General features: G+C 74.9%; 3 protein-coding genes. All 3 read left to right on the forward strand.

The genetic code is table 11. The features are described 5' to 3' along the window. Window positions 1–995 (forward strand): signal peptide peptidase SppA (gene sppA, locus MNZ27_RS23130; protein WP_242396420.1); only part of this gene is annotated, 995 nt, incomplete at its 5' end. 22 nt (window positions 996–1,017) lie between these two features. Then, entirely contained in the window at window positions 1,018–1,509 is a 492-nt protein-coding gene (locus MNZ27_RS23135) for an HIT family protein (RefSeq protein ID WP_242396421.1), read from the forward strand. Between the two features lie 7 nt (window positions 1,510–1,516). Continuing rightward, the coding region (locus MNZ27_RS23140) for a hypothetical protein (protein ID WP_242396422.1) at window positions 1,517–2,309 on the forward strand (793 nt) is incomplete at its 3' end.

Genomic DNA, 2,309 nt, shown 5'->3' on the forward strand with positions numbered 1-2,309 from the left:
GGGGCCCCCCAGGGCCGCCGCCCGGCGGCTGGGGGACGCCGCCCTCGATGCCGCCGCCCCCCGCGCCGCGGCGCGACCGGCTCGCGCTCGGCATCGTCGCGTTCATCTTCGGCGGGCTCTTCCTGGTCTTCTTCGGGTTCCTGTTCCTCGCGTACGGCGCGGTCCGAGGCGAGACCACGGCCATCTCCGGCGGGCCGCGCATCGGCGTCATCGAGGTGAAGGGGCAGATCGGCGCGGCCGGCGGCGTGGACGCGGACCACGTGATGAAGCAGATCCGGAAGTTCGCCGCGGACGACGAGCTGAAGGCGGTCGTCGTGCGGGTGGACTCGCCCGGCGGCGCGGTGGGCCCGAGCCAGGAGATCTACGACGAGGTGAGGCGGCTCGCGGCGAAGAAGACGGTGGTCTGCTCGATGGGCAGCATGGCCGCCTCCGGCGGGCTCTACGTCTCGATGGGCTGCCCCCGGATCGTCGCCGAGCCCGGCACGCTCACGGGCTCCATCGGCGTGATCTCCATGTTCCCCAACGTGAAGGTCCTCGCGGACAAGCTCGGCGTGCGGGTGGAGACCATCAAGACCGGCGCCCTGAAGGACGCGGGGAACCCGTTCCGGGAGATGACCGCCGCGGACCGCGCCTACTGGCAGGGGCTGGTGGAGGACACGCTCGTCCAGTTCGTGAAGGCCGTCGCGGACGGCCGGAAGCTCGACGAGGCGAAGGTCCGCGCCATCGCCGACGGCCGGGCGATGACCGGCGCGCAGGCGAAGGAGGCGGGGCTCGTCGATCGGCTCGGGAACTTCTACGACGCGGTGGAGCTCGCGAAGACGGAGGCGAAGCTGACCGGCGAGCCGAACCTGGTGTACCCGCCGGACGACCGGGGGCGGCTCTTCGAGCAGCTCTTCGGCGACGCGGCGTCGTCCGCGGCGGACGCGATCGCGACGCGGCTCGAGCAGCGCACGGCCGCGGCCCAGCAGCCCGGGATGTACTTCCTCGCGCGCTAGGCGCGCCGGAACGGAGGTTCGCGTGCAGCAGCCGTTGTGGGCGCCCTGGCGGATGGAGTTCATCCGCTCGGAGAAGCCGAAGGGGTGCATCTTCTGCGACTTCCCGGAGGCGCCGCCTTCGGACGATCGGAGGAACCTGATCGTCCACCGCTCCGCGCGCTCCTTCACGTGCCTCAACAGGTTCCCGTACAACTCCGGGCACGTGATGGTGATCCCCCGCGCGCACGTGAGCGACCTGGGCGCGCTGTCGGCGGCCGAGTGGGCGGATCTCCAGGACGAGCTCCGCCGCGCCGCCGACGTCGTGAAGGCGGTGTACGCGCCGGAGGGGCTCAACGTGGGCATGAACCTCGGCAAGGTCGCCGGCGCCGGCATCGCCGACCACCTGCACTGGCACGTCGTCCCGCGCTGGGGCGGCGACAACAACTTCATGCCGGTGCTCGCCGACACCCGCGTCGTCGTCGAGGCCCTCGACGACGCCTGGAGCCGGCTCTCGGCCGGGTTCGCCGGCCGCTGATCCGCGCATGCACGCCTGGCTCGCCGTCGCGCTGGGCTCGTTCGCCGCGGTGGTGGCGATCCTGGTGGCCGACCGGCTGAAGCGCCGGCGGGACGAGGCGAAGGCGTACCTGGCGGGCGTCCGGTCGATCGTCTCCGGCGATCCCGACGCGGCGATCGAGGCCCTGTCGGACGCGGCGCGGCTCGGGACGGCGGAGGCGGTGGACACCTACCTCGCGCTGGGCGCGCTGTTCCGGCGCGAGGGCGATCTCGCCCGCGCGGTGCGCCTCCACCGGAACATGCTGATGGGCACCGTGCTCGATCCCGCGCGACGCCCGGAGGTCGAGCGGGAGCTCGCGGAGGATTACCGGCGGAGCGGGATGCTCGCCGAGGCGGCGGAGCTGTACGCGCGCCTCGCCCCGCAGGATCCGGCGGCGGTCGAGGGGCTCCGCGACGTGAGGGTGGAGCAGGGGGATCTCGTCGGCGCGATCGCGCTCGAGCGGCGGCTCGCGCCGGGCGGCGAGGATCCGGTGCTGGCGCACCTGTTCGCCGCCCAGGCCCGGTCGGCCCTGGCCCGCGATCCCGCCCGCGCCGCCGCGTTCGCCCGGGAGGGCCTCCTCGCCCACCCCGGCAGCGCCGACGCGCTCCTCGCGCTCGCCGAGGCGGAGGGGGCGGCGGGGGAGGCCGGCCCGGCGCTCGAGGCGATCGGGCGCGCCCTGGACGCCGCTCCGCGGGCCGCGCCCCTCGCCTGGCCGGCCCTGCACGCGCTCCGCGATCCGGCCGCGGCGGCGGCGTTCGTCGCGGCGCGCTCCGCCGCCGCCC

The sequence above is a fragment of the Anaeromyxobacter oryzisoli genome (assembly GCF_022690765.1).
Lineage (GTDB): Bacteria > Myxococcota > Myxococcia > Myxococcales > Anaeromyxobacteraceae > Anaeromyxobacter > Anaeromyxobacter oryzisoli.